The following is a 26,338-nucleotide window of genomic DNA, read 5'->3' as shown; positions in this document are numbered from 1 at the left end:
ATGAACCATGGACGCCGGCACCCGATCCCGCTCCTACGCGAGGTCGGCGGCCGGCGTCTGCGGTGTGTCCAGGCGCAACGCGCGCAGCTGATGCCGAGAGGTGACACCGAGCTTGGGAAACACCTTGTAGAGGTGGTGACCCACGGTCCGGGGGCTGAGGAACAGCTGCTGGGCGATGTCGCTGTTGCTCTTGCCCTCGGCGGCGAGCCGCACGATCTGTGTCTCCCTCGGAGTGAGCCCCGTCCGCGTGTCGGTGTGACCACGAGCCGGCTGCCCGATCTGCTCACCGGCCGCCCGCAGCTCCTGCGACGCCATCTCCGCCCAGGGTGCGGCCCCGGCACCGCGGAAGAGGTGCAGCGCCTGATGCAGATGGTCCCGCGCCGCCTTGACACGGCGCGCCCGCCGCAGCCACTCCCCGTGGAGCAGATGGGTGCGCCCGGCCTCGAACGCCGACGGGGCGGTGGCGTCGAGTGCCGCGCCGAACAAGGCGTCCGCGCCGTCCGGTTCGGCGGTCCCGTCGTCGGCGAGGAGCGCACGGCAGCGCAGCCAGGCGGTGCGCAGGACCGGCACCTCGGCAGGCGCGGCACAGTGCTCGAACCGTTCGAGGGCCGCGCGGGCCTCGCCCGTCTCGCCGGCGCGTGCGTAGGCCTCGACCAGGTCGGGCAGGGCGAGCCGGCCGATCGCGACGTGCTCGGCGGGCGCGCCGGGCGTGGTGACCTCGCGCAGCAGCCGGGTCGCGCCCGCCGCGTTGCCCTCGGCCAGCGCGTTGAGCCCGAGCGCCCAGTGGACGAGTGCGAGGGTGACGGCGCTCCCGCGCGGTGCGGCGACGGCGAGGGCCTCGTCGGCGAGCGCGCGGCACTCGTCCCCCTCGCCGCGCACGGCTGCGGTCCAGGCGAGCACGGCACGCAGCTGGGCGCCGGCGGTGAACTGGCCGCTCTCGTCGGCCGCCGGGAGCGCTTCGCGGGCGTGGGCCGCGGCGGCCGTCCACTGCCCGGTGATCAGCTGGAGCGAGACCAGGGGCAGGACCGTCAGCGGCAGCGCCCCCGTCGCGCCGCTCCTGCGCAGGTTCGCGACCGCCTCACGCAAGGCCTCCAGGGCGGATTCCGTGCCGCCCGTGAAGTGGGGGAGGAAGTCCGGAGCCCACGGGGTCCGGGACGGGGTGCCGACGGCGGCGTACCAGGGCGACGCCGTGCCGTCGGTGCTCCCCTCCGTGCCGGGGGCAGGGACGGCTGCGCGGGGCGTGCCGGGGGAGACCGGACCGGCGAGGCGGCGCAGCAGCGCGCGCAGGCGGTCCGGAGTCCGGCCGGTGGCCGCCCGGCCCGTGCGCTCCAGCAGGAGAGCCGTCCTCGCCAACTCCCGTGGACGGTTCGCCGCCCACGCCGCGCGTGCGGCTGTCAGCAGCATCTCCTCCGCGAGAGGGGGATCGTCGTCCAGGACGAGGCGCGCGCCGTCCAGGAGGGTGCGCAAGGCATGGGCGGGGTCGCCCGAGACGAGGGTCATGAGGCCGCGCACCTGGGCCGCGCGGGCCCGGGCGGCCGGCTCGTGGGCCAGGGGCTCGGCCTCGTCGAGCAGGCTGAGGGCCTGGGCGGGTTCGGCCGTCTCCCAGGCGCAGGCGGCGGCGTCGACCAGCCACCGGGCCCGCGCCCTCGACGAGGTGGTGAACAGGGCGGCACGACGCAGGGCGTGGCCGGCGGTGACGGGTCGGCCCGCGTGGCGGGAGCGGGTGCCGCAGTTCGCCAGGAGGCCGGCGACGGTGTCGTCCCGGCCCACGGTGGAGGCGGCGAGATGCCAGACCCTGCGGTCGTCGTCCGCGTCGAGGATCCGGGCCAGGGCCCGGTGCGCGGCATGGCGCGCGCCCAGGGGGGCCGCCTGGTACAGGGCGGAACGGACCAGCGGGTGGCGGAAGCGCACCCGTTGCTGGTCCAGGTCGATCAGGCCGGCGGCCGCGGCGGCGTACAGCGCGGCCGTGGCCGCGTCCCGGTCACCGGCGGCCCCGAGGATCGCGGTGAGGTCCCCGTCGTCCTGGAGCGCCGCCAGCAGCAGGACCGTGCCGTGCCGCTCCGCGACCTCTGCCGTGCTGTCGAGGTGGATCTGCCGCAGCCGGGGTTCGAGGGGGAGATGGTCGGGCAGCGGTGAACCGCCGCCGAGCTGCGCGTCGGTGAGCGCCGCCGGCAACGCGTGCAGGGCGAGCGGGCTGCCCTCGGCCTCGCGCAGGATGCGCCGCCGTACGCCGCGGACGGCCCGCGGAGCCGTACGGTCCAGCAGGGTCTCGGCGTCGTCGGGCGACAGGGGCCGCAGCACGGTCTCCGGCAGATCCGGCGCGGCGAAGGGGCGGGCCCCGTCCCGGGCGGCGAACACCATGGCCAGACCCTCCGTCTCCAGCCGCCGGGCGATGAAGACCAGTACGTCGGCCGAGGCCGGGTCCAGCCACTGCGCGTCGTCCACCAGCAGCGCGGCCGGACTGTCCGCGCCGGCGTCCGACAGCAGGGACAGCGCCCCCAGCGAGAGGAGGAACGTGTCGACGGTGTCGGGGCCGAGCCCGAACGCGGCACGCAGTGCCACAGCCTGGGGCTCGGGCAGTCGGTCCAGACCGGGCAGGAGCGGCCGCAGCACCTGGTGCAGTCCGGCCCAGGGCAGCTCGGCCTCGCTCTCGACCCCCGTGGCCCGCAGCACCCGCACGTCCGGCGCGACGTCATGGGCCAGGTCGTCCAGCAGGGCGGTTCTCCCGATGCCGCCCGGTCCGCGCAGCACGAGCGCACCACTGTGTCCCCGCCGCGTGGCGTGGACAAGGCCGCGCAGCCGCTCCCTTTCCGGTTCCCGCCCCACGATCACGGTGCCGTTTCCTTTCGTCGAGGAGCCCTCCGCCGACTGCACGCCGTGCGTCCCGCCACCGGAGCCCGGAAGCCCGGAGCGGACGCGGCGACGATCGCCGGTTTCGATGATTTCCGCCGAGGGCGGCCCGCTCAAGTCACGTGTTCTCGTGTGGGAGGGGGCAGGCGCGTGCCGCCGGGGAGCGGCCACGGGGGGCTACGGGCGCCACGGGGGCGGACGGCGGGGCGGCCCGTGGCCGTGCCTCGGACCGGCCGCGGAACGCGGTGAGCCCGGTGCCGTGGGAACGGCACCGGGCGTGCGACGTGCGCCGGGGAGGCGATGGGTCCCCCGTTCCCGCAGGACCCACCCGTCGTGCTCAGTAGACGTCGCGTCGGCCCGTCGCCCCGTTCGGGGTGCCGGTGATGGTGAACTGCGAGCCCGGTTCGATCAGTACGTCGCCCTGGGCCGATCCGGTGATCGTCACATCGGACAGGGTCGCGCTGCCTCGGGCGCCGCTCATCGCGAGGATGCCGGAGCCGTTGACGGACCGGTCGATGCGCACGTTCGTGATCTTCACGCCCGGCATCGCGCCGCCACCCGTCTTGAACTGGATGCCGTCGTACGTCGAGTCGTGGATCTCGGTGTCCCGGATGGTGACGCCCGGGATGTCCTGGCCCTGCGCGAAGAGCGTGATCGCGCCGAACTCCTGGTCCTCGTTCCAGAACGCGCCGCCCGTGCGGTACAGGGCGTTGCCCGCGATCAGGGTCTGACCGGTGAAGGGCAGCGGGTCGTGGTCGGTGGCCAGCATGATGCCCGGGTAGTTCATGGTGTCGGAGACGATGTTGTTCTCGATGGTGTTGCCGTAACCGCCGTACACCGCGATGCCGTTGGCCCGCCAGGGCAGCTGGATCGTGTTGTTGCGGAAGTGGTTGTCGTGGCCGATGTCCACCGAGGTGTCCTTCACGTACTTGCTGGCCCAGACCGCGAGCGCGTCGTCGCCGGTGTTGCGGAAGGAGGAGTTGTAGACGGTGGAGTTGCGGGTGCCGTTGGCGAAGTTGATGCCATCGGCGTAGGTGTTGCGGATGCGTACGCCGGTGAACTCCAGCCCGTCGCCGGGGCCCCACAGTTCGGGGATGTTGGAGTAGTCGCGGCCCGCCCAGACACCGACGTTGGCGTGCTCGATCCACACGTTGGTGATCTTCGTGTCCCGGCCGAAGCGGCCGTTGAGACCGACACCGCCCTCGGCGTTGCCGTCGCCGCCGCGGATGGTGCCCGAGCCGAAGATGGCGAGGTCGGAGATCTGGGTGTTGGAGTCGATGTCGAAGCCGAAGTTGCCCTCGTGCGGGTGGTTGATGCCGCCCGCCTGGTGCGGCGGGGTCAGTGTGTACAGCTGGGAGTGCCACATGCCCGCGCCGCGGATGGTGACGTCCCGGATGCCCACCTGGTTGAACTGCCCCCGGTTCAGCGGGTCGTCGGTGAGGATCTTCTGCTCCTGACGCCACTGCCCGGCCGGGATCCACACGCAGGAGATCTGGCCGTTCTGGTCGGCGGTGACCGCCCGCTGGATGGCGTCGGTGTCGTCGATGCCGTCGTTGGGGACGGCGCCGTACTCGGTGATCGAGGCGCAGTTGGCCGGCTTGGCGGCCGGGGGCGCCACCTGCTCCAGGTCGACCAGGTCGATCACCTGGAACGCGGCCGAGTCGCCCGCGTCGCGCTGGAGCCGGAAGACGGTGCCCGCCGGGTAGTTCCGCGCCAGCAGCGCGTGGGACTCGTCGAACAGGCGCCGAGCGTCACCGCCGGGCCGGTTGGTCAGGCCCTCGGGGTCGTCGGTGGTGCCGTACAGCCAGCTGTGCTTGGACGACAGGGTCAGCTTCTGCACGAACGTGCCGTCGGCGTAGAGGCTGATGGTGGCGTCCGCGCCGCCGCCGGACGCGGAGTCCGGGACGGAGTTGCGCACCACGAGGGAGTTGGCCGCGTTGACGGAGGTGAACTCCACGTACTGGCCGGTCGAGGTGAGCCGGACCGACTCGCGGCCGGAGGACTCGGTGGCGAAGTTGGTGTGCCCGAAGGTGCGTCGGGCGTCGGCGGTGAGCAGGGTGCCGTTGTACCGCCCGTCCTCCGCCTCGTACTCGGTGTACGGGACGGCTGCCCCGCGTCCGACCACCAGGGACTTGGCGAGGACGTTGTTGTTCTCGTCGGTCTCGGCGACGACCCCGGTCGCGTCGGCGGTCGCGGTGAGCGTCGCCCCGCCCGCGGTGGCCGTCCAGGTGCCGCTGACCGCCACGTTCACCGTGGCGTTCGGGGCCACCTGGCCGGTGGTGCCGTCGAGGGTGGTCGAGCCGGCCTGGAGCCGGGTCACCGAACCCGCCGGCGCCGCGCCGATGCCGCGGTTGTGCACGGCGACGGTGAAGGACACGGCCTGGCCGACGGCGGGGTTGGCCGGGCTGGTGGTGATCGAGCGCACCTCCAGGTCCGGGCCGGGCGCCTGGGTGACGACCAGTCTGTTCGTGGCGGTACGGCTGTTGTTGCTGTCGTCCAGCTCCGGGACGGTGTTGCGGGGGTCGACGACGGCCGACACGCCGTAACTGCCCGCCGCACGGGTGCCGGTGGCGACGTCCACGGTCGCGGAGGCGCCCGGGTCGAGCGCCGGGACGGCGGCGCTGCCCGCGACCGTGCCCTCCACGCTGACGTCGACGGTGGTGGCGGCGGAGCGCGCGGTGCCCGCGTTGCGCACGGTGGCCTTGACGGTGACCGCGTCCCGCTCACTGGGCGCGGCCGGCGTCCAGTCCAGCCCGGTGACCGTCAGATCGGGGGCGGGCGCGGCGGTGCCCACGACCTGGAACTCGGCGACCTGGCCGCCGGGCGCACCGGAGTTGGCGGTGAAGTGCAGCCGCAGGTCGGACCAGCGGCCGCTGACCGGGACGGTCACCGCGTTGCCGCTCGCCGGGCTGAAGGAGTACGACTTCTCGGCGGCCAGGGAGGTGAAGCCGCTCGCGGACTGCCCGCGGCCGAGGACCTGGAAGGTCTGGGTGCGCGCCGCCCACACCGGGTCGGGGTTGAGCTTGACCACGACGCCGGTCACATCGGCGTCGGCGCCCAGCTTGACGGTGAGGTCCGAGGGATGGCCGGCCGCCTCCCAGTACGTGGAGGCGGAGTCGTCGGTGGCGTTCGCGGCCACATAGGTCTGCACGGAGGACGTGGCCTCGACCGGCTTGTTGCGGGCCAGGTTGGTGCCGGCCGGCGGCGGGTCGCCCGGGTCGGTGCCGTCGTCCTCGCCGTACACCTCCAGCTCGGAGAGCTGTGCGGCGTTCCAGCCGGTGTTGCCGGAGACGTTGACGCGTATGTACCGCACGTCCGCCGGGGCGGCGAGGGCGACGGACACCGTGTTGGCCTGGGCCGGGTCGAACACCCGTACCGCCGAGGCCGCGAGGGTGCTGAAGCCGGAGCCGTCGGTGCTGCCCTGCAGCGACAGGGTCTCGCTGCGGCTGCCCCAGCCGGTCGGCAGTTTGAGCACCACCCGGTCCACCTCGCGGGCCGCGCCCAGGTCGACCTGCGCCCACTGCGGGAAGGACCCGGCCGGGCCCTCCCAGTAGGAGGCCTGGACGCCGTCGGTCAGATTGCGCGCGGGGTACTCGGCGTGTGCGCCGCCCGCCGTGGCCGGGCGGCCGAGGGCGAGGTTCACATCGGCCGCGGCGGGCGCCGCCTGGACGGGGGAGGCGAAGGTGAGCGGCAGCAGGCCGGTCGCCAGGAGCCCGGCGACGACCGCGCCGGTCACGGGCCGACGGCCCGGTGGTCTCCATCTCATGGGGTCCTCTGTTCGGTCGGTGAACACGGGGGGAGGGCACGGCGGACCGGCCCCGGAGGTGCGGGGAGGTGCGGGAAGTGCGTGAGGTGCGGGGAGGTGAGCGCGGGCTCAGCCCCCGGAGGGGTGGGCCCGCGGCAGAAGCGTCGGCCGTGCACGCAAATTGAGTTGGACGGTCGATTCTTTGCGGAAAGTACGTCCACAGGTTTCTAGCGCGTCTCTGCTTTGTCAACGGCCCCGGCAGGAGCGGCAATTGAGCGCGCAAACGGCTTGCGTGACTTGCGGATCCGCTTGCGCTCTGGCGAAAGCCGGAACGAAAGCCGCTGGCCCCGGCCTTCCGCAGGTCGCGGCCAGGATCGGCGGGCCGAGACCACCCGTGCGGGGACGGTGGACGAACCCCTACCGGTCTGCAACTCTCTGAGCGCTCAACGCAAATGCGGCGCTCAGTCCCGCACATTGAGGCGTGTCCGCCGCACCGTCGAGCCACCCAGCCACCAACCGCGTTCCCGCCGCGCCAGGCGGACGGGACGGAGATCGGGGACAGATGAGACCGCAACGCCGGGGATGGCGGGGCATAGCCGCCGTCCTCACGACCAGCCTGTTGATGCTGGGCGGGCCGTCATTGACCGCCGCCTCGGCGGCCGACGGCCCCAACCTCGCCGCGGGGCGGCCTGCCGCGGCCAGCAGCGCGCACGCCGAGTACGCCGCCCGCAACATCACCGACGGGGACCAGGGCTCCTACTGGCAGAGCGCGGGCAGCGACCTGCCGCAGTGGGTCCAGGCCGACCTCGGCTCCACCGCCCGTGTCGACGAGGTCGTGCTGAAGCTGCCCGCCTCCTGGGAGACCCGCAGCCAGACCCTGTCCGTGCAGGGCAGCGCCGACGGCACCAGCTTCACCACCCTGAAGGCCTCCGCCGCCCACACCTTCAGCCCCGGCTCGGCCAACACCGTCACGGTGGCCTTCCCGGCCGGGCAGGCCCGCTACGTACGCGTCGAGATCACCGCCAACACCGGCTGGCAGGCCGCCCAGCTCGCGGAGCTGGAAGTGCACGCGGCGGGCGAGTCCTCCACCAACCTCGCCCGCGGCCGCACCCTCACCGCGAGCAGCCACACCGAGTCGTACGTGCCGGCCAACGCCGCGGACGGCAACAAGGCCAGCTACTGGGAGAGCCGCAACAACGAACTCCCGCAGTGGATCCGGGCCGACCTCGGCTCCTCCCTCGGCGTCAACCGGGTGGTGCTCGGACTGCCCGACGGCTGGGGCGCCCGCTCCCAGACCCTGAAGATCCAGGGCAGCGCCAACGGGAGCGACTTCACCGACCTGACGGCCTCGCGGGCGTACACGTTCGCCCCGGCCGACGGGAACACGGTGACGATCACCTTCGACACCGCCACCACCCGGTACGTCCGGGTCCTGGTCACCGCCAACACCGGCCAACCCGCCGCACAGCTGTCCGAGCTGGAGGTCTACGGCCCGGCGACCGGTGACACCCGGGCCCCGACGGCCCCGGCGAACCTCGCCTTCACCGAGCCGTCCGCCGGGCAGATCCGGCTCGTCTGGAGCGCCTCCACGGACGACACCGGTGTCACCGGTTACGACGTCTACGCCGACAACCAGCTGCTGACCTCGGTCGCGGGCAATGTGACCACGTACACCGACACGCGTCCCGCGAGCGCCACGGTGTCCTACTTCGTGCGGGCGAAGGACGCCGCCGGGAACGTCTCCGGCAACAGCAACACCGTCACCCGCCGCGGCGACACCGGTGACACCCAGGCGCCCACGGCACCCGCGAACCTCGCCTTCACCGAGCCGTCCGCCGGGCAGATCCGGCTCGTCTGGAGCGCCTCCACGGACAACGCCGGTGTCACCGGTTACGACGTCTACGCCGACAACCAGCTGCTGACCTCGGTCGCGGGCAACGTGACCACGTACACCGACACGCGTCCCGCGAGCGCCACGGTGTCCTACTTCGTGCGGGCGAAGGACGCCGCCGGGAACGTCTCCGGCAACAGCAACACCGTCACCCGCACCGGCACCACCGGCCCCGGCTCCAACCTCGCGGTCGGCAAGCCCATCACGGCCTCCTCGACCGTGCACACCTTCGTGGCCGAGAACGCCAACGACAACTCCACCACCACCTACTGGGAAGGCTCCGGCCACCCCGCCACCCTCACCGTGAATCTCGGTGCCAACGCCGACATCACCTCGCTAGTGCTGCGCCTCAACCCGGACAGCGCCTGGGGCGCCCGCACCCAGACCGTCCAGGTTCTCGGCCGTGAGCAGTCCGCGAGCGGCTTCACCTCCCTGGTCGCCGCCAAGGAGTACGCCTTCGACCCGGCGAGCGGCAACTCCGTGACCGTCCCGGTCACCGCGCGCGTCGCCGACGTCCAGCTGCGCTTCACCGCCAACTCCGGCGCCCCCGCCGGACAGGTCGCCGAGTTCCAGGTGATCGGCACCGCCGCGCCCAACCCCGATCTGGAGGTCACCTCGCTGACCGCCTCGCCGGCCTCGCCCGTCGAGTCCGACGCGATCACCCTCACCGCCACCGTCCGCAACACCGGCGAGACCGCCGCGCCCGCCAGCGGCCTCGCGCTGCGGCTGAACGGCACCAAGGTCGCCACCGCCGCCGTCGGCGCGCTGGCCGCCGGGGCGCAGACCACCGTCAGCGCCTCGATCGGCTCCCGCGACGCGGGGACCTACCAGCTCAGCGCCGTCGCCGACGACGGCGGCACGGTCATCGAGCAGAACGAGACCAACAACACCTACACCGCGCCCACCGCGCTCACCGTGCGCCCGGTCAGCAGCTCCGACCTGGTCCCGGTGGTCACCACCTCCCCGTCCGGCCCGGCCGGGGGCGACACCGTCACCTTCCGGGTCGCCGTGCGCAACCAGGGCACCATCGCCTCGGCGGGCGGCGCCCACGCCCTCACCCTCGCCCTGGTCGACTCCAAGGGGGCGACCGTCCGCACCCTGACCGGCTCCCACGACGGGGCGATCGCGGCCGGTGCCACCACCGCGCCGGTCTCCCTCGGCACCTGGACCGCCGCCAACGGCACCTACACGGTCCGCGCGACCGTCGCGGCCGACGGCAACGAACTCCCCGTGAAACGGGAGAACAACACCGTCGAGCAGTCCCTGTTCGTCGGACGCGGCGCCGACATGCCGTACGACATGTACGAGGCGGAGGACGGCACCACCGGCGGCGGCGCCACCACGGTCGGCCCCAACCGCACCGTCGGCGACCTCGCGGGCGAGGCGTCCGGCCGCAAGGCCGTCACGCTCGACAGCACCGGTGAGTACGTGGAGTTCACCACCAGGGCGGCCACCAACACCCTGGTCACCCGCTTCTCCCTCCCCGACGCCCCGGGCGGCGGCGGCACCGACGCCACCCTCAACGTCTACGTGGACGGCACCTTCCGCAAGGCCCTGCCGCTCACCTCGCGGTACGCGTGGCTGTACGGCGCCGAGGCATCTCCCGGCAACGCCCCGTCCGCGGGCGCACCGCGCCACATCTACGACGAGGCGCACCTGATGCTGGGCGAGACCGTCCCGGCCGGTGCGAAGGTCCGGCTCCAGAAGGACGCCGCCAACACCTCGCGCTACGCGATCGACTTCGTCAGCCTGGAGCGCGTCGCGCCGATCGCCAACCCGGACCCGGCGGCGTACGCCGTGCCCGCCGGCTTCACCCACCAGGACGTGCAGAACGCCCTGGACCGGGTCCGCATGGACACCACCGGCAGGCTCACCGGCGTCTATCTGCCGCCGGGCGACTACCAGACGTCGAGCAAGTTCCAGGTGTACGGCAAGGCCGTCCAGGTCGTCGGCGCCGGCCCCTGGTACACCCAGTTCCACGCCCCGGCCGGCCAGGAGAACACCGACGTCGGCTTCCGGGCCGAGGCGAGCGCCAAGGGCTCCGTGTTCCGCGGCTTCGCCTACTTCGGCAACTACACCTCGCGCATCGACGGACCGGGCAAGGTGTTCGACTTCGCGGGCGTGTCGGACATCGTCATCGACAACACCTGGACCGAGCACATGGTCTGCCTGTACTGGGGCGCCAACACCGACCGGGTGACGATCAGCAACGCGCGCATCCGCGACACGTTCGCCGACGGCGTCAACATGACCAACGGGTCGACGGACAACCACGTCGTCAACAACGAGTCCCGCTCCACCGGCGACGACAGCTTCGCGCTGTTCTCGGCGATCGACGCCGGCGGCGCCGACATGAAGGACAACCTCTACGAGAACCTGACCTCGCTGCTGACCTGGCGGGCCGCGGGCATCGCCGTGTACGGCGGCTACGACAACACCTTCCGCAACATCCACATCGCCGACACCCTGGTCTACTCCGCCATCACCATCAGCTCGCTGGACTTCGGCTATCCGATGAACGGCTTCGGCACCGACCCGACGACGGTGGAGAACGTCTCCGTGGTCCGCTCCGGCGGGCACTTCTGGGGCGCCCAGACCTTCCCCGGCATCTGGCTGTTCTCCGCGTCCAAGGTGTTCCAGGGCATCCGGATCAACGACGTCGACATCGTCGACCCGACCTACTCCGGAATCATGTTCCAGACGCAGTACATCGGCGGCCGGCCGGTGAACCCGATCAAGGACACCGTCCTCACCGACATCTCCGTCACCGGAGCCCGCAGGAGCGGTGACGCCTTCGACGCCAAGTCCGGCTTCGGCCTGTGGGCGAACGAACTGCCCGAACCCGGCCAGGGACCGGCGGTCGGCGAGGTCACGATCAACGGGCTGCGCCTGGACGGCAACGCCGTGGACATCCGGAACACCACCTCCACCTTCAAGATCAACATCAACCCCTGATCGCCGGGCCGTAAGACAGCCATGGAACGTGAAGAAAAATGAACATCGGGGCCAAGGTTGGCGCAAGCCATTTGCGTGACTTGCGCTAGCCTTGCGCTCATGACGCGACGACTTGCTCAGGTAGCCAAGAAGGTAGGGGTCAGCGAGGCCACGGTCAGCCGGGTGCTCAACGGCAAGCCGGGGGTCTCCGACGCCACCCGCCAGTCCGTGCTGACCGCCCTGGACGTGCTCGGCTACGAGCGCCCCACCCAGCTGCGCGGCGAACGCGCCCGCCTGGTGGGGCTCGTCCTGCCGGAGTTGCAGAACCCCATCTTCCCGCTGTTCGCCGAGGTCATCGGTGGCGCGCTGGCCCAGCAGGGGCTGACCCCGGTGCTGTGCACCCAGACCAAGGGCGGCGTCTCCGAGGCGGACTACGTCGATCTCCTCCTTCAGCAGCACGTCTCCGGAGTGGTCTTCGCCGGAGGCCTGTTCGCGCAGGCCGACGCCCCGCACGAGCACTACCACCAGCTCGCCGAACGGCGGATCCCGGTGGTCCTGATCAACGCCCCCATCGCGGAACTGGACTTCCCCTGTGTCTCCTGCGACGACGCCGTCGCGGTGGAACAGGCCTGGCGGCACCTGTCCCTGCTGGGCCACGAGCGCATCGGTGTCGTCCTCGGCCCCGGCGACCACGTGCCCTCCCGGCGCAAGCTCGCCGCCGCCCGTGCCGCGGCCGAGGCGGCCGGCTCCCCGCTCCCCGACGACCGGGTGGAGCGCTCGATGTTCTCCCTGGAGGGTGGCCAGGCGGCCACCTCGCGCCTGTTGGACCGCGGGGTCACCGGCATCATCTGCGCCAGTGACCCGCTCGCCCTCGGTGCCATCAGGGCCGCCCGGCGGCGCGGCCTCGCGGTGCCCGAGCAGGTGTCCGTCGTCGGCTTCGACGACTCCGCCTTCATGAACTGCATCGAACCCCCGCTGACCACCGTGCGCCAGCCCATCGAAGCCATGGGCCGGGCCGCCGTGGATCTGCTGTGCGCTCAGATCCAGGGCGGCGAAGTGCCGCCCGGGGAGCTGCTGTTCGAGCCCGAGCTGGTCGTCCGCGGTTCGACCGCCCAGGCGCCGCGCGACTGACGTCCGCGCAGCGCCCCCCGTGCAGCGCCCGCACGGGCGCGTGCAGCGCCCCCCGTGCGGCGCGCGCAACACCCGCACAGAGCCCGTCGCGTCAACCGGCCGGCCCACGGACCCCCGTGGGCCGGCCGCGTCATGTCTGCGCCGGTGCGGGGGAGGGGGGGCGGGGGGAGTGGGGGAGTGAGGGCAGGAGGCGGAGCGGTACGTAACGTTCCGCGTCTGACGCCGACTTGCGCGGAGTCATCGGTCATGGACCACCCCATGTGCGGTGGACTGTCAAACAATTACGAAATCAGCGCGAGATATTGCGGAGCCTTGTGGGGGGTGGTTGAGTGTGCGGCGCCCCACCTCGCACGCCCCACCTCGCAAGGGTGAGGGGGCGCCTTCCACGTTCATGCCCGAAGGGGACCACCCATGAGAAGAGCTCGGTTCCGCCGCACCCGCCGCGCCGGCGCGGTCACCCTCGTCTCCGCGCTCACGCTGACGGCGCTCGCCGCCTGCGGCACGAGCAGCAGCAGTGACGACGACGACAACGGCAACGGGAACAGCGCGAACGCCGACCCCGCCGTGCCGCTGGACCCCAAGACCAAGGTGACCATCACCATCGACTGCATGCCGCCGGCGGCCAAGAAGGCCGAGCTCAAGGAGTGGAACGAGGACGTCGAGGAGTTCAACAAGACGTACCCCAACGTCACCGTCCAGGGCCGCTCCACCCCGGGCCAGTGTCTGGAACCGCCCCGCTTCACCGCGATGCTCAAGGCCAAGTCCCAGCCCGACGTGTTCTACACCTACTTCACCGACCTGGCTCAGGTCCTCGACAACGACGGCGCCCAGGACATCACCGCCTACGTCAACGACAAGAGCGTGCCCCTGCTGAAGGACATCGACCCGGACGTCCTCGGCTCGCTCCAGCAGGACGGCAAGCTCTACGGCCTGCCCACCAGCAACTACCGTATGGGCCTGCTCATCAACCGCTCGCTCTTCGAGAAGGCCGGCCTCGATCCCGACGCCCCGCCCGCCACCTGGGAGGACGTCCGCACGGCGGCCAAGAAGATCGCCGGTCTCGGCGGCGGCGTGTCCGGCTTCGGCGAGTACAGCGCCGCCAACACGGGCGGCTGGCACTTCACCGCGCAGATGTACAGCCTCGGCGGTGACGTGGTCGACGCCTCGGGCAAGAAGGCCGCGTTCAACGACGCGATCGGCAAGCAGGTCGCCGAGAACCTCCACGCGATGCGCTGGGAGGACGACTCCATGGGCAAGACCCAACTGCTCAAGTGGGGCGACCTCCAGAAACAGATCGCCACCGACAAGCTCGGCATGTTCCTCGCCGCGCCCGACGACATCGCCTACATGGTCCAGCAACTCGGCGCCAAGTACGAGAACTTCGGCATGGGCCCGATCCCGGGCGGCAAGAACACCCTGTCCGGCGGCAACAACTACATGATCAAGAAGGGGATCTCCTCCGACAAGATCAAGGCCGCGATCGCCTGGCTCGACTTCAAGAACCTCAGCGTCGGCAAGGGCCAGTTCGACTGGGAGCGCACCAAGGCCGACGGTCTGCCGGTCGGCGTGCCGCAGCCCAACTTCTGGCTGAACGACAGCAAGACCAAGGACGACGCCGCGCGCACCCGGTACGCCACCATGCCGGTGCAGAACTTCAAGGCCTTCATGGACAACCCGGTCCAGGGCAAGGCCGAGCCCCCGAAGGCGCAGGAGATCTACAAGGTCCTCGACAACGTGATGTCGGGCATCCTCACCAACAAGAACGCCGACGTCGACAAGCTCCTGTCGACGGCGGAGACCCAGGTGAACCAGGTACTCGCCAACCAGTGACCCCCGCGGGGCCGGGCGGTCTCCCACCGCCCGGCCCGCGAGCGCGCCCACGGCCCGCCCTCACCCGGGCGGGCCCGGCGCCCGTCCGCCCACGTCACGCGACCGGACCGCCCGGTCCGGCGACGCCGCAGCACGACCGAGGAGCACCCATGTCGGCCCCCACCCTCACGCAGGACCCGGCGGCCAAGGAACGCCGACCCCGCCGGACGCGTACCGGCGCCGTCCGGCCCCCGGCCGGGGGCTTCGGCAAGGCCCTGCGCCGCAATGTCACCGCCCACGGATTCCTCATCGGCGCGGTGCTCTGCTTCGCCTTCTTCTCCTGGTACCCGATCGTCCGCGAGTTCCTGCTCGCCTTCCAGAAGACCGAGGACGGCAAGGTCAGTTGGACCGGCTGGGACAACTTCGTCACCGTCTGGAACGACCCCGCCTTCGGCCAGGCCTGGCGCAACACCCTCTGGTTCACGGTCCTCGCACTCGTCCTCGGCTTCGCCGTCCCGTTCCTCACGGCCCTCGTCATCAACGAGTTCCGGCACGGCCAGGGATATCTGAGGCTGCTGGTCTACCTGCCCGTCATGCTGCCGCCCACCGCGTCCGTGCTGCTCTTCAAGTACCTGTACGACCCCGGCTTCGGCATGTTCAACGAGGTGCTGGACGTCTTCGGCATCCCGGCCCAGCAGTGGCTCCAGGACCCCGACACCGCGATGCTCTCCGTCGTCGTCGCCTCCACCTGGATGAACATGGGCGGCGCGACCCTCATCTACCTGGCCGCCCTCCAGAGCGTCCCGGGCGAACTGTACGAGGCCGCCGAACTCGACGGGGCCGGCCTGCTGCGCAAGGTGTGGCACGTGACGATCCCGCAGACCCGGCTCGTCCTGGCGCTGATGCTGCTCATGCAGATCATCGCCACCATGCAGGTCTTCATCGAACCCTTCCTGCTGACCGGCGGCGCCGGGCCCGAGGGCTCCACCACGACGGTCGTCTACCTGATCTACCAGTACGCCTTCAACTTCAACAACTACGGTGCCGCGGCGGCGCTCGGCCTGATCCTGCTCGTACTGCTGGCCGCATTCTCGGCCGTGTACACCAGGCTCAACCGCGCCACGGAAGAGTAGGACCGGGGGAGACACGGACATGTCCACACGCACGCTCATCTCGCCGGCCGCCCTCGCCCGCCCGCGCGGCAGGCTGCTGTACTGGCTGTGCTTCGCACTCGTCGTCGTCCTGTTCACGCTGGCCTTCCTCGGCCCGCTGTACTGGATGGTGTCCGGCGGGCTCAAGACCACCCAGGAAGCCGTCCAGACACCCCCCACCTGGGTGCCCGGCTCCGTCCACCCGGAGAACTACCGGCGGGCCTGGGAGGTGATGGACCTCGCCCGGCTGCTCCTGAACACCCTCTACTACGCGTTCGGCGCGCTCGCCTTCCAACTGGTCCTCGACGTCGCCGCCGCCTACTCCCTGTCCAAGCTGCGCCCCGCCCTCGGCAAGGCGATCCTCGGGATGATGCTGGTCACCCTGATGATCCCGGCGACCGTCCTCGTCGTCCCGCAGTACCTCACCGTGCTGGACGTGCCGATCGTCGAGCGCAACCTGCTCAACTCGCCCTGGGCGATCTGGCTGCCCTCGGTGACCAACGCCTTCAACATCTTCCTGCTGAAGCGGTTCTTCGACTCCATCCCCAAGGAGCTCCTGGACGCGGCCTCCATGGACGGCGCGGGATCGCTGCGCGTCCTGTGGTCCGTGGTCCTGCCGATTTCGCGGCCCATCCTCGGTGTGGTGTCCATCTTCGCGGTCGTCGGCGTCTGGAAGGACTTCCTCTGGCCGATGCTGGTGCTGCCCGACCCCACCGGCCAGACCCTCGCCGTCGGCATCTACTCGCTCGCCACCAGCGTGCCCGAGAACGTGCTGATCGCCGCCCTCACCATCGCCTCCCTGCCGACCCTGCTGCTGTTCCTGGTCTTCCAGCGCAACATCATGAGCGGACTGACCGCGGGCGGCCTCAAGGGCTGACCCCCCTCCTGGCGTCCCCCGCCTCCCCCTCCTGGCACCGGTGTCCCCCGCCTCCCTCGCCGGGCGCGAGCGATCCGCCCGCCCGGCCGGCCGGTACCCCTTCCGATCCTCCGCCGCCGCCCCGTCCTCGACGCCCCGCTGTCCGGGGCGGCGGCGGAGAACCACCCCTGCCCCGAAAGGACCGTCACGTGGCAGCCCCGCACCCCGACAGGACCACCGCCTCCCCGGACGACTGGTGGCGTGACGCTGCCATCTACCAGGTCTACCCCCGCAGTTTCGCCGACGGCGACGGCGACGGCACCGGGGACCTGGCGGGCGTACGAGCGCGACTGCCCTATCTCGCCGAACTCGGCGTCGACGCCGTCTGGTTCACCCCCTGGTACCTGTCACCGCTCGCCGACGGCGGCTACGACGTCGCGGACTACCGCACCATCGACCCCGCTTTCGGCACCCTCGACGAGGCCGAGCGGCTGATCACCGAGGCCCGCGAGCTCGGTATCCGCACCATCGTCGACATCGTCCCCAACCATGTCTCCGACCAGCACCCCTGGTTCCGGGCCGCGCTCGCCGCCGGACCCGGCAGCCCCGAGCGCAAGCTGTTCCACTTCCGTCCCGGCCGCGGCGAGCACGGTGAACTGCCGCCCAACGACTGGCCGTCGCAGTTCGCCGGCCGGACCTGGACCCGCGTCGAGGACGGCGAGTGGTACCTGCATCTGTTCACCCCCCAGCAACCCGACCTGAACTGGGCCCACCCGGCGGTCCGCGAGGAGCACGAGGAGGTGCTGCGGTTCTGGTTCGAGCGGGGCGTGGCCGGGGTGCGCATCGATTCGGCGGCGCTGCCCGCCAAGGACCCCGATCTGCCGGACTTCGTCGAGGGCCGCGACCCCCATCCCTACGTCGACCGCGACGAACTGCACGAGATCTACCGCTCGTGGCGGCGCGTCGCCGACGCCCACGGCGGGTTCTTCGTCGGGGAGGTCTGGTTGCCGGACGCCGAGCGCTTCGCCCGCTACCTGCGCCCGGACGAACTGCACACCGCGTTCAACTTCAACTTCCTGACCTGCCCCTGGGACGCGGACCGGCTGCGCGGAGCCATCGACGACACGCTCGCCGAGCACGCTCCGGTCGGCGCGCCCGCCACCTGGGTGCTGTGCAACCACGACGTGACCCGTACGGTCACCCGCTACGGCCGCGCGGACACCGGCTTCGACTTCGCGGCCAAGAAGTTCGGCACCCCGACCGACCTGGAGCTGGGCACCCGCCGGGCCCGCGCCGCCGCCCTCCTCACCCTCGCGCTGCCCGGCTCGGTCTACCTCTACCAGGGCGAGGAACTCGGCCTGCCCGAGGCGGACATCCCGCGCGAGCGCATCCAGGACCCGATGCACTTCCGCTCGGACGGCACCGATCCCGGCCGTGACGGCTGCCGGGTCCCGCTGCCGTGGACCGCCGACGCCCCCTACGCGGGCTTCGGCTCGCGCACCGAACCCTGGCTGCCGCAGCCCGCCGGCTGGTCCGCGTACGCGGCCGACCTTCAAGTGGGCGACCCGGACTCGATGCTGGTCCTCTACCGCACCGCGCTGCGGCTGCGCCGTGCCGAGGCGGGTCTCGGCGACGGCCCTCTGGAGTGGCTGCCGGCCCCCGCCGGCGTCCTCGCCTTCCGCCGGGCCCCCGGCCTGGTCTGTGTGGTCAACCTCGCCACCACACCGGCCCGCCTCCCGGACCACGAGCTGGTCCTCCTGGCCAGCAGCCCGCTGGACGCGGAGGGGAGGCTGCCGAGCGACACGGCGGTCTGGCTGCGCGGGTGAGCGGCGCGCACACCGATGCCGGGGGCGGGGCGGACCTCTTCCGCCCTGCCCCCGGCGCGGTGGGGGAGGAAGTCGAGTCGACCGGGGGCCTTGACGCACCCGCGGCCCTCGCCTAATTTCCCAGCCGTCCAAGTAAGTTCATATTCGCGACCGTTGTTCAAGGATATGAACAACGAAAGCGTCAGGAGGGACCCCCCATGCGCACGCGTTCTCGCACGCTGCTCACCTCCCTGCTCACCCTGGCCGCCACCACCGGTGGCCTGACCCTTCTCTCCGCGCCGGCTCCGGCTCTGGACCGCGCGGCCACCATCGAGGTGACCACCGCCGCGCAACTGAAGTCGGCCCTCACGGCAGCCGCGCCCGGTGACACCATTCATCTCGCCGACGGCACCTACGCGGGCAACTTCAAAGCCGCCAGGGCCGCCACGTCCGGCGCCCGCATCACGCTCACCGGCTCGTCCCGGGCCGTCCTCACCGCGAGCGGCGGTTACGGCCTCCACCTGAACGGGGCCTCCCACTGGACCGTCCGCGGGCTGACCGTGACGGGCGGACAGAAGGGCATCGTGATCGACTCGGCGGCGGGTGTCGTGGTGGACGGTGTGACGGTGCACAACCTGGACATGGAAGGCGTCCACTTCCGCAAGTCCAGCGCCGACGGCGTCATCAGGAACTCACGGATCTACGACACCGGCAACGACGGCAGCGGCATGGGCGAAGGCGTCTACGTGGGCACCGCGAACACGCTCTCCGACAAGAGCGACAACGTCCGGATTCTCGACAACACCATCGGCCCCGACGTCGGCGGAGAGAACATCGACGTCAAGGAAGGCACCACCGGAACCCGGATCATCGGGAACATCTTCGACGGCGGCGGCCTCACCGGAACCCACTACGACGATTCCTGGGTCGACGTGAAGGGCAACGACGTCCTGGTCGAGAACAACACCGGAACCCGCACCACCAACGACGGCTACCAGACCCACACCCAGCAGTCCGGATGGGGCTGCGGCACGGTGTTCCGGGGCAACAAATCCACCCTCACCGGAGCCGGCGGATCCACCCGGCTGGCCATCAACGTGACCAACGACAGCACGAGTTGCCGGACCACGGTGTACAGCAGCAACACGGTCACCGGCGGCAGGGGCCTGACCAACATCGGTGTGACGCCGTAGGGCTCGGGCGGCAGCGCCGTGGCCCGCCGACGGTGCGGGACGGGCCACGGCGCACACGGTTCACCGGCGACACGGCGTGGGCCGGTCGCTCAGCCCGCTATCGAGTCGAGCTGCTCGGCGGCCGGCCGCAGCGTCCAGAGGTCCCCGCCCGGTGGTTCCTCCAGCAGGGGAACCGCCTTCTTCGCCGCCTTGTCCCCGGCGTCGGCGGCCGCGTGGACGGCATCACTCGCCGCGAACCGGTGGAACTCCAGTTCGGGATGCGGCCAGACGGTGCGGCCGGTCGCCGCGGGAAGGAGATACCGCACCGCCTTGAACAGGCTCTGGCCGTCCGGCCCTTGATAGGCCCACAGATTCACGCCGACGTGTTCCCCGATCGCGGCGAGCCGCGTGTAGGCGACGAGATCGAAGGTCGAGTAATGCCAGCTCCTCGTCCGGGCGAGTTCCAGAGGCTGACTCCCGTCCGCCGCGATCTGGGGACCGATGCGCCTGGCGGCCGCGTCGCGCACGGTCCGGCGGGCCAGCTCGCGGTCCCCGGTGGCGTACGCGAGCCCGGCCAGCAGCAGGTCGTAGAACGTGCCGTGGTTGTTGGCGGCGGCTGCTTCCTGCGCACCGAAGTCGCTGTGCTCGAGCCACTCGAGGAAGTCGCTGTTCCACTTCCTCATGGCGGCACGGTCCGTGCCGGTCCAGGCGGGGGCGCCGGCATCGAGGATCGCGACGGCGTCGACGACCGCGGTGTACGACTGGGAGAAGTCGATGATGCCGATGGCCCGGCCGTCGTACTTGCAGGGGATGAACTGCGCGTGGTTCAGGTGCGGGTTCATCCGTGTGGCCGGGTCGAGGAACCACGTCCGTACGATACCGGTGGCCTTCTGCGCGTACTGCCGCTCACCGGTGTAGTACCAGGCCAGGGCGAGATCGTAGGTCGAGTCGAAGACCTTCTCCAGGTCCTGCCGGTCGGTGCCCGTGTCCACCTCGGGATTGCGTTCGCCGTCCCGCTGGACGTAGGGGCAGCCCCAGGGATTCTCGGCGGTCGGGGGCCGGCCGGGCCACCAGTACGGGGCCTGGCTCAGATAGTCGTGGACGTCACCGCTCGGTGCGGGCCTGGGCTTGTCGACGACCGTCCAGGGGCCCTGGTCGAGCCAGTCGTCCGCCCGCGCGGTGAGGGCGCGGACGGCCTCCCGGAGCCGGTGGTCGCCGCGGTCGAGGCGCGCTCTGGTCAGGCGAAGCCGTGTGCCGTCGAGGACCGCGGTCCTGGGTGTCGGCAGTGCCGGCAGTGCCGCGAGTGCCGGCACCGCGGGGGGCGCCTCGGGCGCCGGGTGCGCGGTGGCGGCCGGGGTGAGCAGGGCGGCGAGGGTCGTCACGGCGGCCAGGACCGTGGCGAGGCGAAGGTGGGTACCCATCAATCTCCGTTCATGTATATGAATGAAGTTCACGGATGAAGGCGCTGAGAGATTAGGTTCGAGGTCCGGGTCTGGCAATGGGGTGCGCGCACAATGCCGCATTTCCTTGGGGCTTTGCTTCACGCCTTGACGGACGGAATGCGGGTCCCTAGGGTCGCTGAGAGTTCACATAAGGATTGGCTGTTCATATCCATGAACATCCATAGGGAGTGCTTCTTCGAGGCAGCCGCACCGACGGCACATGCGTGCCGACCGGGACGATCCGCGTTCACCTACCGGGAAGGCAGATCCAGCGCATGAATGCAGACAGACGACCAGGCCGTCGTGCGGTGCTCGGCGGCGCACTCGGCGCCGCGGTGACGGCGGCCGGTGGCACCCTCTTCAGCGGCACCGCGGCGGCCGCCCCCGCGCGGCACGCGGGGGCCCAGGTCCCGGCCCTGTGGCGCGAGTTCTGCTCCCAGCCCTACACCCATCCGCAGATACCCTTCATCGGCCGATCCGGCTACGCGGGCGGAAGCGACCGGTTTCCGCGCTCGCGCGTGGTCGCGGACGTCCGTGACTTCGGGGCCCTGCCCGACGGTTCGGCCGATGCGGCGCCCGCCATCAACAGGGCCATCGAACGCGCGGGCCTTCTCGGCGGGGGAACCGTCCGGGTTCCTCCGGGCACCTACCGCATCGACGGCGTCATCCACATCGGTCACGACGACGTCGTACTGCGCGGTGCCGGCAGCGGCCGTACCACCCTGCTCGGCACCCGCAGCCTTCAGGAGCTGATCGGCCGGTACGGCAGCCGCTACGGCGGCAACAAGTCGGCCTGGTCCTGGGCCGGCGGCATGATCTGGCTGAGCCCCGCCGACCGGTTCCGCACGCTCACGGCCGCCGTCCGGGCGGCCGACTGGCCCTTCGAGGGCTGGACCGGCAACAAGCGCGATCAATGGCGCACGCTCAGCCCGCTCGCCCGCCCGGCACGGCAGGGGGACCGGCATGTCGTCGTCGCCGACACCGCTCCGTTCCGGCCCGGTGACCGTGTCCTGCTCCGGCTGGAGGACGACACCGAGCACAGTCTCCTGCGGCACATGTGCGGTGACGTCGAGGGCGCCGCCGACTACGTCTGGAGCGACAAGACCAAGCTCACGTCCTATGTGCCGTACGAGTGGCCGTGCCGCGTCGTCGGCGTGGAGCCACGTCACCGGCGCCTTCGCCTGGATCGGCCCCTGCCGTTGGACGCCCGGCCCGCGTGGCGACCGCGGTTGACCACCCTGGTCCGGCCGTTGGTGGGCGCCGGTGTCGAGGGGCTCACCCTCGACTTCGTCGAGACACCGCAGTCCGAGCACCTGCTCGACAAGGGCTACAACGGTGTCGCCCTCCAGTGCGCCTGGGACTGCTGGGTCGACGACGTCAGGGTCAACAACGCGGACAACGGCTTCCTCCTGGTGGCGGCCAAGGCCTGCACCCTGCGCCGGACCACGGTCTCCGGGCGGGGCGGCCATCATCCCTACTGCTGCCGTGAAGGCTCCCACGACAACCTCGTGGACACGTTCACCATCGAGCGGCGCACCAGCCCCGCGCCCTCCAACACCCAGCTGCACGGCATCAACGTCGAAGGCCTCTCCAGTCACAACGTCTGGACCCGGGGGCGCATGGAGATGGGCACCTTCGACACCCACCGTGGCCTCCCCTTCGCGAACGTCCGCACCGACATCACCCTGGACAACGTCGGACAGCACGGCGGCGACGCCTCCGCCGGCCCCCTCTACGGCGCGCGCTTCACCCACTGGAACGTCACCGTCACCAACGGCCGGGCGGGCCTCGTCAAGATCGACGAGATCGCGCCCCGCAGCGCCACGGTGGCGATCAGCGAGGTCCGCGAATTCGGGCAGATCGACGTACCGGACTTCGCGGGCGACCTGAACACCGCGGTGGAGCTCTACGGCCGGCCCGGTCAGGTCTGGCCGGCCAATCTCTACGACGCCCAGCGGGCGCTGGGCTGACCGGTCCGAGGGACGTGCGATCGGCCGCCCGAGCCGGTCGGCGGGCGGCGAGCATGCCACCGCCGACCGGCCGGGCCCGGGGGAAAAGGGAGGCTTGTGACGACGTTCGGTGCGCGACGACAGTCGGAATTGGTCTGTACATGAGGACTCTACCGCCCTGTTGGACAACGATGTCAAGGGTGTCGGACAACGGCCCCCGCGCCCTTTCGCGGCAGGCTTGGCGCACGCTACTGTGCCTGCGGCTTGTGTGACTTGTGGTGCGCGACCCGTCCGAAGGAGGAGGGGCCGCGTCATGCGCTTCCGTCCGATGTCTCTGCTGCTGGCCGCCGTCCTGGCGGCCACCGGCGCCACCCCCGCCCTGGCGGAGTCCGCCGCACCGCCAGGGCTCGTCGACGACCCCACCCCCTACGTCGATCCGCTCATCGGCACCAGGAACGGCGGCAACGTCTTTCCCGGTGCCGTCACCCCCTTCGGCATGTTCTCCTTCAGCCCGGAGAACACCCGGGGCGACGCCACCCGCACCGCCGCACCCGGCGGCTACCACTACGACGCCACCCGCATCCGCGGCTTCAGCCTCACCCACATGTCCGGCACCGGCTGTGCGGGCGGCAGCGGCGACATCCCGCTCTTCCCGTACGCGGGCGAGGTCACCTCGTCACCGGCGAGCGACACCAAGGACGCCGTCTACGCCTCCGACTTCAGCCATGCCGACGAGTCGGCCGAGCCCGGTCACTACAAGGTCGGCCTCGCCTCCGGAGTGACCGCCGATCTCACGGCGACGGCCCGCACGGGCTCGGCCCGCTTCACCTACCCGGACGGCAAGCCCGCGTCCCTGCTGTTCCGCACCGCCAACTCCGAGGTCGGCTCGACCGATTCGACGATCACCATCGACCCGGCGACGCGTACCGTCTCCGGCTCGGTCACCTCCGGCAACTTCTGCGGCTACCTCGACCCGGAAGGCCGACGCGCCTACTACACCCTGCACTTCACCGCCCGCTTCGACCGCGCGTTCAAGGCCACCGGCACCTGGCAGGACGACACGCTGAGCCCCGGCTCCACATCGTCCGGCGGCGGCACCGGCGGCTTCTCGTCCGGCGGGCGGCCGGTCGCGGGCAAGGGCGCCGGCGGCTACGTCGAGTTCGAGCCGGGATCCGGTCCGGTCAACGCCAAGGTCGGCGTCTCGTACGTCAGTCAGGCCGGCGCAGCCGCCAACCTCGCCCAGGAGAACCCGCCTCGCCGGACCTTCGACCAGGTCAAGGACGCTGCTCGCCGTGCCTGGCGCGAACGGCTCGACGCCATCCGGGTCGGCGGCGGCACCGAGGCCGAACGCACCACCTTCTACACCGCGCTCTACCATGCGCTCCTGCACCCGAACGTGATCAGCGACGCCGACCGCCGATACCGCGGCAGCGACGGCGAGGTGCACACCGTCCCGCGCGGCCACCGTGCCCAGTTCGGCACGTTCTCCGGCTGGGACGTGTACCGGGACCAGGTGCAGCTGCTCACCCTGCTCGACCCGCGCACGGGATCGGACATCGCGCAGTCCCTGTACGAGCTCGCCCGGCAGAACGGCGGCATCTGGGACCGCTGGCTGCACGGCGCGGGCGGCACGCACGTCATGAACGGCGACCCCTCACCGGCCGCCCTGGCCGGCATCCGCGCCTTCGGCGGAACGGACTTCGACCTGCACGGCGCGCTGAACTCACTGGTCGAGGCGGCGACCGAGCCGACGCAGAAGGATCTGTCGTCGGCGGGCAAGCCCGTGCTGTCCGTCGGCCAGCGGCCCTCGCTCGACAAGTACCTCGACCTCCACTACATGCCGTCCGTCTCCAACGCCTGGGGCGGGGCCGCCGAGACGCTGGAGATGTCCGGCGCCGACTTCGCCCTGTCCCAGCTCGCCGCGGCGGCCGGCCGCAAGAAGACCGCCGCCGACTTCGCCCGCCGGTCCCAGTGGTGGCAGAACAACTTCAACATCGCCGCCGACCCGGGCGGCGGGTACATCGCCAACCGAAAGGCCGACGGCAGTTGGGTCACCGGCTTCACCCCGGCCACCGGCAACGGGTTCGTCGAGGGGACGGCCGCCCAGTACACATGGATGGTGCAGCACAACCCCGCCGGCCTGTTCGCCGCGATGGGCGGCAAGGAGAAGGCGCTCGCCCGCCTCGACTCCTTCTTCCACGACGCCGACGGCGACTGGGCCTTCACCGGCAGCGGCGGCGACAAGTCCGAGATGGACAACGAACCCTCGATCAACGTGCCCTACCTGTACGCCTACGCGGGCGCGCCCTACAAGACCCAGGAGACCGTCCGCGCCGCGATGAGCGCGCTGTGGTCGACGGCGCCCGGCGGCATCCCCGGCAACGACGACCTCGGCGCGATGTCGTCGTGGTACGTCTTCTCCGCGCTCGGCATGTACCCCCAGGTGCCGTCCCGGGCCGAACTCGTCCTCGCCTCACCGCTGTTCCCCCGCATCGAGATCGACCGTCCGCACGGCAACGACATCTCCGTGCGCGCGCCGGGCGCCGCCGCCGACGCGCCGTACATCCGCTCCCTGAAGGTCGACGGCCGTACCAGTGACCGCCCTTGGCTGCCGGCATCGCTGGTGCGGGACGGCGGCAGGATCGACTACACGCTCTCGAGCACCCCGGACCGAAGCTGGGGGAGCGACCCCACCGACGCCCCGCCCTCGTTCCGTGCGGGGGAGCAGCCGTACCAGATCGGCGTCGGCCCGACCGCGGCGACGCTCGCACCGGGCGAGCGGACGAAGGTCGGCATCCGCGCCCTGTCACTGAGCGGCGGCACGGGGCCCGAGGTGCGTTTCCGGGTGGAGACCCCGGACGGCGTCACGGCGACTCCCGCCGAGGGAACCGTCGTCGACGGCGCCCAGGAGATCACCCTCACCGCCGCGCAGGCCACACGGCAGGACTTCTACGACGTGAAGGTCACGGTGACCTCGGGCGACACCTCGTACGCGCAACCCGTCGCCCTGACCGTCGCCGCCCCCGGCACCCTGCTCGCGGCCTACAACAACACCGGTGTCTCGGACGACGCGGGCGACCATGACGAGGCCGACTACGACGGCGGCGGCTGGAGCTACTCCCGTCAGGCCCTCGCGGCCGCCGGCCTCACGCCAGGCGGCCGGGGCACCGTGGAGAGGCTGACCTTCACCTGGCCCGCGTCGCCGAACGGGCGACCCGACAACGTCTCCGCCACCGACCAGACACTCGGCCTCCCGTCCGGAGCCACGAAGTTGTCCTTCGTCGGCAGCGCGGTCAACGGCAACCAGCGGACCACCGCCACGGTCACCTACTCCGACGGCGCCACCGACTCGGTCGACCTCTCCTTCACGGACTGGACCGTCGGCGGGGGCGGCGGCACCGTCCAGTACGGCAACGTGGTCGTCGCCCGGAGCGCGTACCGCAATGTCGCGGGCGCGGACAAGGACCCGGTGGCCACCTATGTGTTCGCCACCAAGCCGTTCTCGGCTCCGGAGGGAAGGACGATCACCAGTGTGAAGCTCCCCCACCAGGCGGACCTCCACGTGTTCGCCCTCGCGAGCGGCTGACACCCCACACCGTGGGC

General features: G+C 71.4%; 12 protein-coding genes. 9 read left to right on the top strand and 3 right to left on the bottom strand.

The window, feature by feature from the left end; genetic code table 11:
- Positions 1–33 precede the first annotated feature (33 nt).
- Positions 34–2,832: a helix-turn-helix transcriptional regulator gene (locus IE275_RS46795; RefSeq protein WP_189710004.1), complete on the bottom strand. Its 2,799-nt coding sequence runs from the start codon at positions 2,830–2,832 to the stop codon at positions 34–36.
- A gap of 355 nt (positions 2,833–3,187) precedes the next feature.
- Positions 3,188–6,616 carry a CARDB domain-containing protein gene (locus IE275_RS10180; protein ID WP_189710002.1) on the bottom strand — a complete coding sequence of 1,143 codons (3,429 nt, stop codon included), beginning with the start codon at positions 6,614–6,616 and terminating at the stop codon, positions 3,188–3,190.
- A 541-nt stretch (positions 6,617–7,157) separates the two neighbouring features.
- Between IE275_RS10180 and IE275_RS10175 the strand changes: the two genes are divergently transcribed.
- The 7 genes from IE275_RS10175 (at position 7,158) to IE275_RS10145 (ending at position 19,365) form a co-directional block, all read left to right on the top strand.
- On the top strand, positions 7,158–11,441 hold the full coding sequence (locus IE275_RS10175) for a discoidin domain-containing protein (protein WP_189710000.1): 4,284 nt from the start codon (positions 7,158–7,160) through the stop codon (positions 11,439–11,441).
- Between the two features lie 99 nt (positions 11,442–11,540).
- The gene (locus IE275_RS10170) at positions 11,541–12,551 is read left to right on the top strand and encodes a LacI family DNA-binding transcriptional regulator (RefSeq protein WP_189709998.1); all 1,011 of its coding nucleotides are present in this window, start codon (positions 11,541–11,543) and stop codon (positions 12,549–12,551) included.
- 411 nt (positions 12,552–12,962) lie between these two features.
- Complete coding sequence (locus IE275_RS10165; RefSeq protein WP_189709996.1) at positions 12,963–14,381, top strand: ABC transporter substrate-binding protein; 1,419 nt, start codon at positions 12,963–12,965, stop codon at positions 14,379–14,381.
- 149 nt (positions 14,382–14,530) lie between these two features.
- Positions 14,531–15,493, top strand: coding sequence for a carbohydrate ABC transporter permease (locus tag IE275_RS10160; RefSeq protein ID WP_189709995.1), 963 nt, complete (start codon positions 14,531–14,533; stop codon positions 15,491–15,493).
- Between the two features lie 19 nt (positions 15,494–15,512).
- A complete protein-coding gene (locus tag IE275_RS10155) occupies positions 15,513–16,388 on the top strand; it encodes a carbohydrate ABC transporter permease (RefSeq protein ID WP_189709993.1) in 876 nt (291 codons plus the stop codon).
- A 188-nt stretch (positions 16,389–16,576) separates the two neighbouring features.
- Positions 16,577–18,193, top strand: coding sequence for a glycoside hydrolase family 13 protein (locus tag IE275_RS10150; protein ID WP_189709991.1), 1,617 nt, complete (start codon positions 16,577–16,579; stop codon positions 18,191–18,193).
- A 197-nt stretch (positions 18,194–18,390) separates the two neighbouring features.
- Positions 18,391–19,365, top strand: a complete 975-nt coding sequence (locus tag IE275_RS10145; protein WP_189709989.1) for a right-handed parallel beta-helix repeat-containing protein — start codon at positions 18,391–18,393, stop codon at positions 19,363–19,365.
- An 89-nt stretch (positions 19,366–19,454) separates the two neighbouring features.
- Here IE275_RS10145 and IE275_RS10140 read toward each other — a convergent pair whose 3' ends face one another.
- Entirely contained in the window at positions 19,455–20,765 is a 1,311-nt protein-coding gene (locus IE275_RS10140) for an alginate lyase family protein (protein WP_189709987.1), read from the bottom strand.
- A gap of 296 nt (positions 20,766–21,061) precedes the next feature.
- Between IE275_RS10140 and IE275_RS10135 the strand changes: the two genes are divergently transcribed.
- Together IE275_RS10135 and IE275_RS10130 are read left to right on the top strand one after the other, a co-directional pair.
- Positions 21,062–22,756 carry a glycosyl hydrolase family 28-related protein gene (locus IE275_RS10135; protein ID WP_189709985.1) on the top strand — a complete coding sequence of 565 codons (1,695 nt, stop codon included), beginning with the start codon at positions 21,062–21,064 and terminating at the stop codon, positions 22,754–22,756.
- 292 nt (positions 22,757–23,048) lie between these two features.
- Positions 23,049–26,321: a GH92 family glycosyl hydrolase gene (locus tag IE275_RS10130; RefSeq protein WP_189709982.1), complete on the top strand. Its 3,273-nt coding sequence runs from the start codon at positions 23,049–23,051 to the stop codon at positions 26,319–26,321.
- The last annotated feature ends 17 nt before the right edge of the window (positions 26,322–26,338 follow it).

The organism is Streptomyces phaeofaciens (genome assembly GCF_014648915.1).
GTDB lineage: Bacteria > Actinomycetota > Actinomycetes > Streptomycetales > Streptomycetaceae > Streptomyces > Streptomyces phaeofaciens.
The sequence above is the reverse complement of the archived record's forward strand: the minus strand, read 5'-3'. Positions and strand labels throughout refer to the sequence as shown.

What these genes read in the sequence shown, in the direction of transcription:
- IE275_RS10165 (WP_189709996.1), top strand. Translation starts at nt 12,963, where the DNA reads ATGAGAAGAGCTCGGTTCCGCCGCACCCGCCGCGCCGGCGCGGTCACC.
- IE275_RS10135 (WP_189709985.1), top strand. Translation starts at nt 21,062, where the DNA reads ATGAATGCAGACAGACGACCAGGCCGTCGTGCGGTGCTCGGCGGCGCA.
- IE275_RS10145 (WP_189709989.1), top strand. Translation starts at nt 18,391, where the DNA reads ATGCGCACGCGTTCTCGCACGCTGCTCACCTCCCTGCTCACCCTGGCC.
- IE275_RS10175 (WP_189710000.1), top strand. Translation starts at nt 7,158, where the DNA reads ATGAGACCGCAACGCCGGGGATGGCGGGGCATAGCCGCCGTCCTCACG.
- IE275_RS10180 (WP_189710002.1), bottom strand. Translation starts at nt 6,616, where the DNA reads ATGAGATGGAGACCACCGGGCCGTCGGCCCGTGACCGGCGCGGTCGTC.
- IE275_RS10170 (WP_189709998.1), top strand. Translation starts at nt 11,541, where the DNA reads ATGACGCGACGACTTGCTCAGGTAGCCAAGAAGGTAGGGGTCAGCGAG.
- IE275_RS10155 (WP_189709993.1), top strand. Translation starts at nt 15,513, where the DNA reads ATGTCCACACGCACGCTCATCTCGCCGGCCGCCCTCGCCCGCCCGCGC.
- IE275_RS10160 (WP_189709995.1), top strand. Translation starts at nt 14,531, where the DNA reads ATGTCGGCCCCCACCCTCACGCAGGACCCGGCGGCCAAGGAACGCCGA.
- IE275_RS10130 (WP_189709982.1), top strand. Translation starts at nt 23,049, where the DNA reads ATGCGCTTCCGTCCGATGTCTCTGCTGCTGGCCGCCGTCCTGGCGGCC.
- IE275_RS10140 (WP_189709987.1), bottom strand. Translation starts at nt 20,765, where the DNA reads ATGGGTACCCACCTTCGCCTCGCCACGGTCCTGGCCGCCGTGACGACC.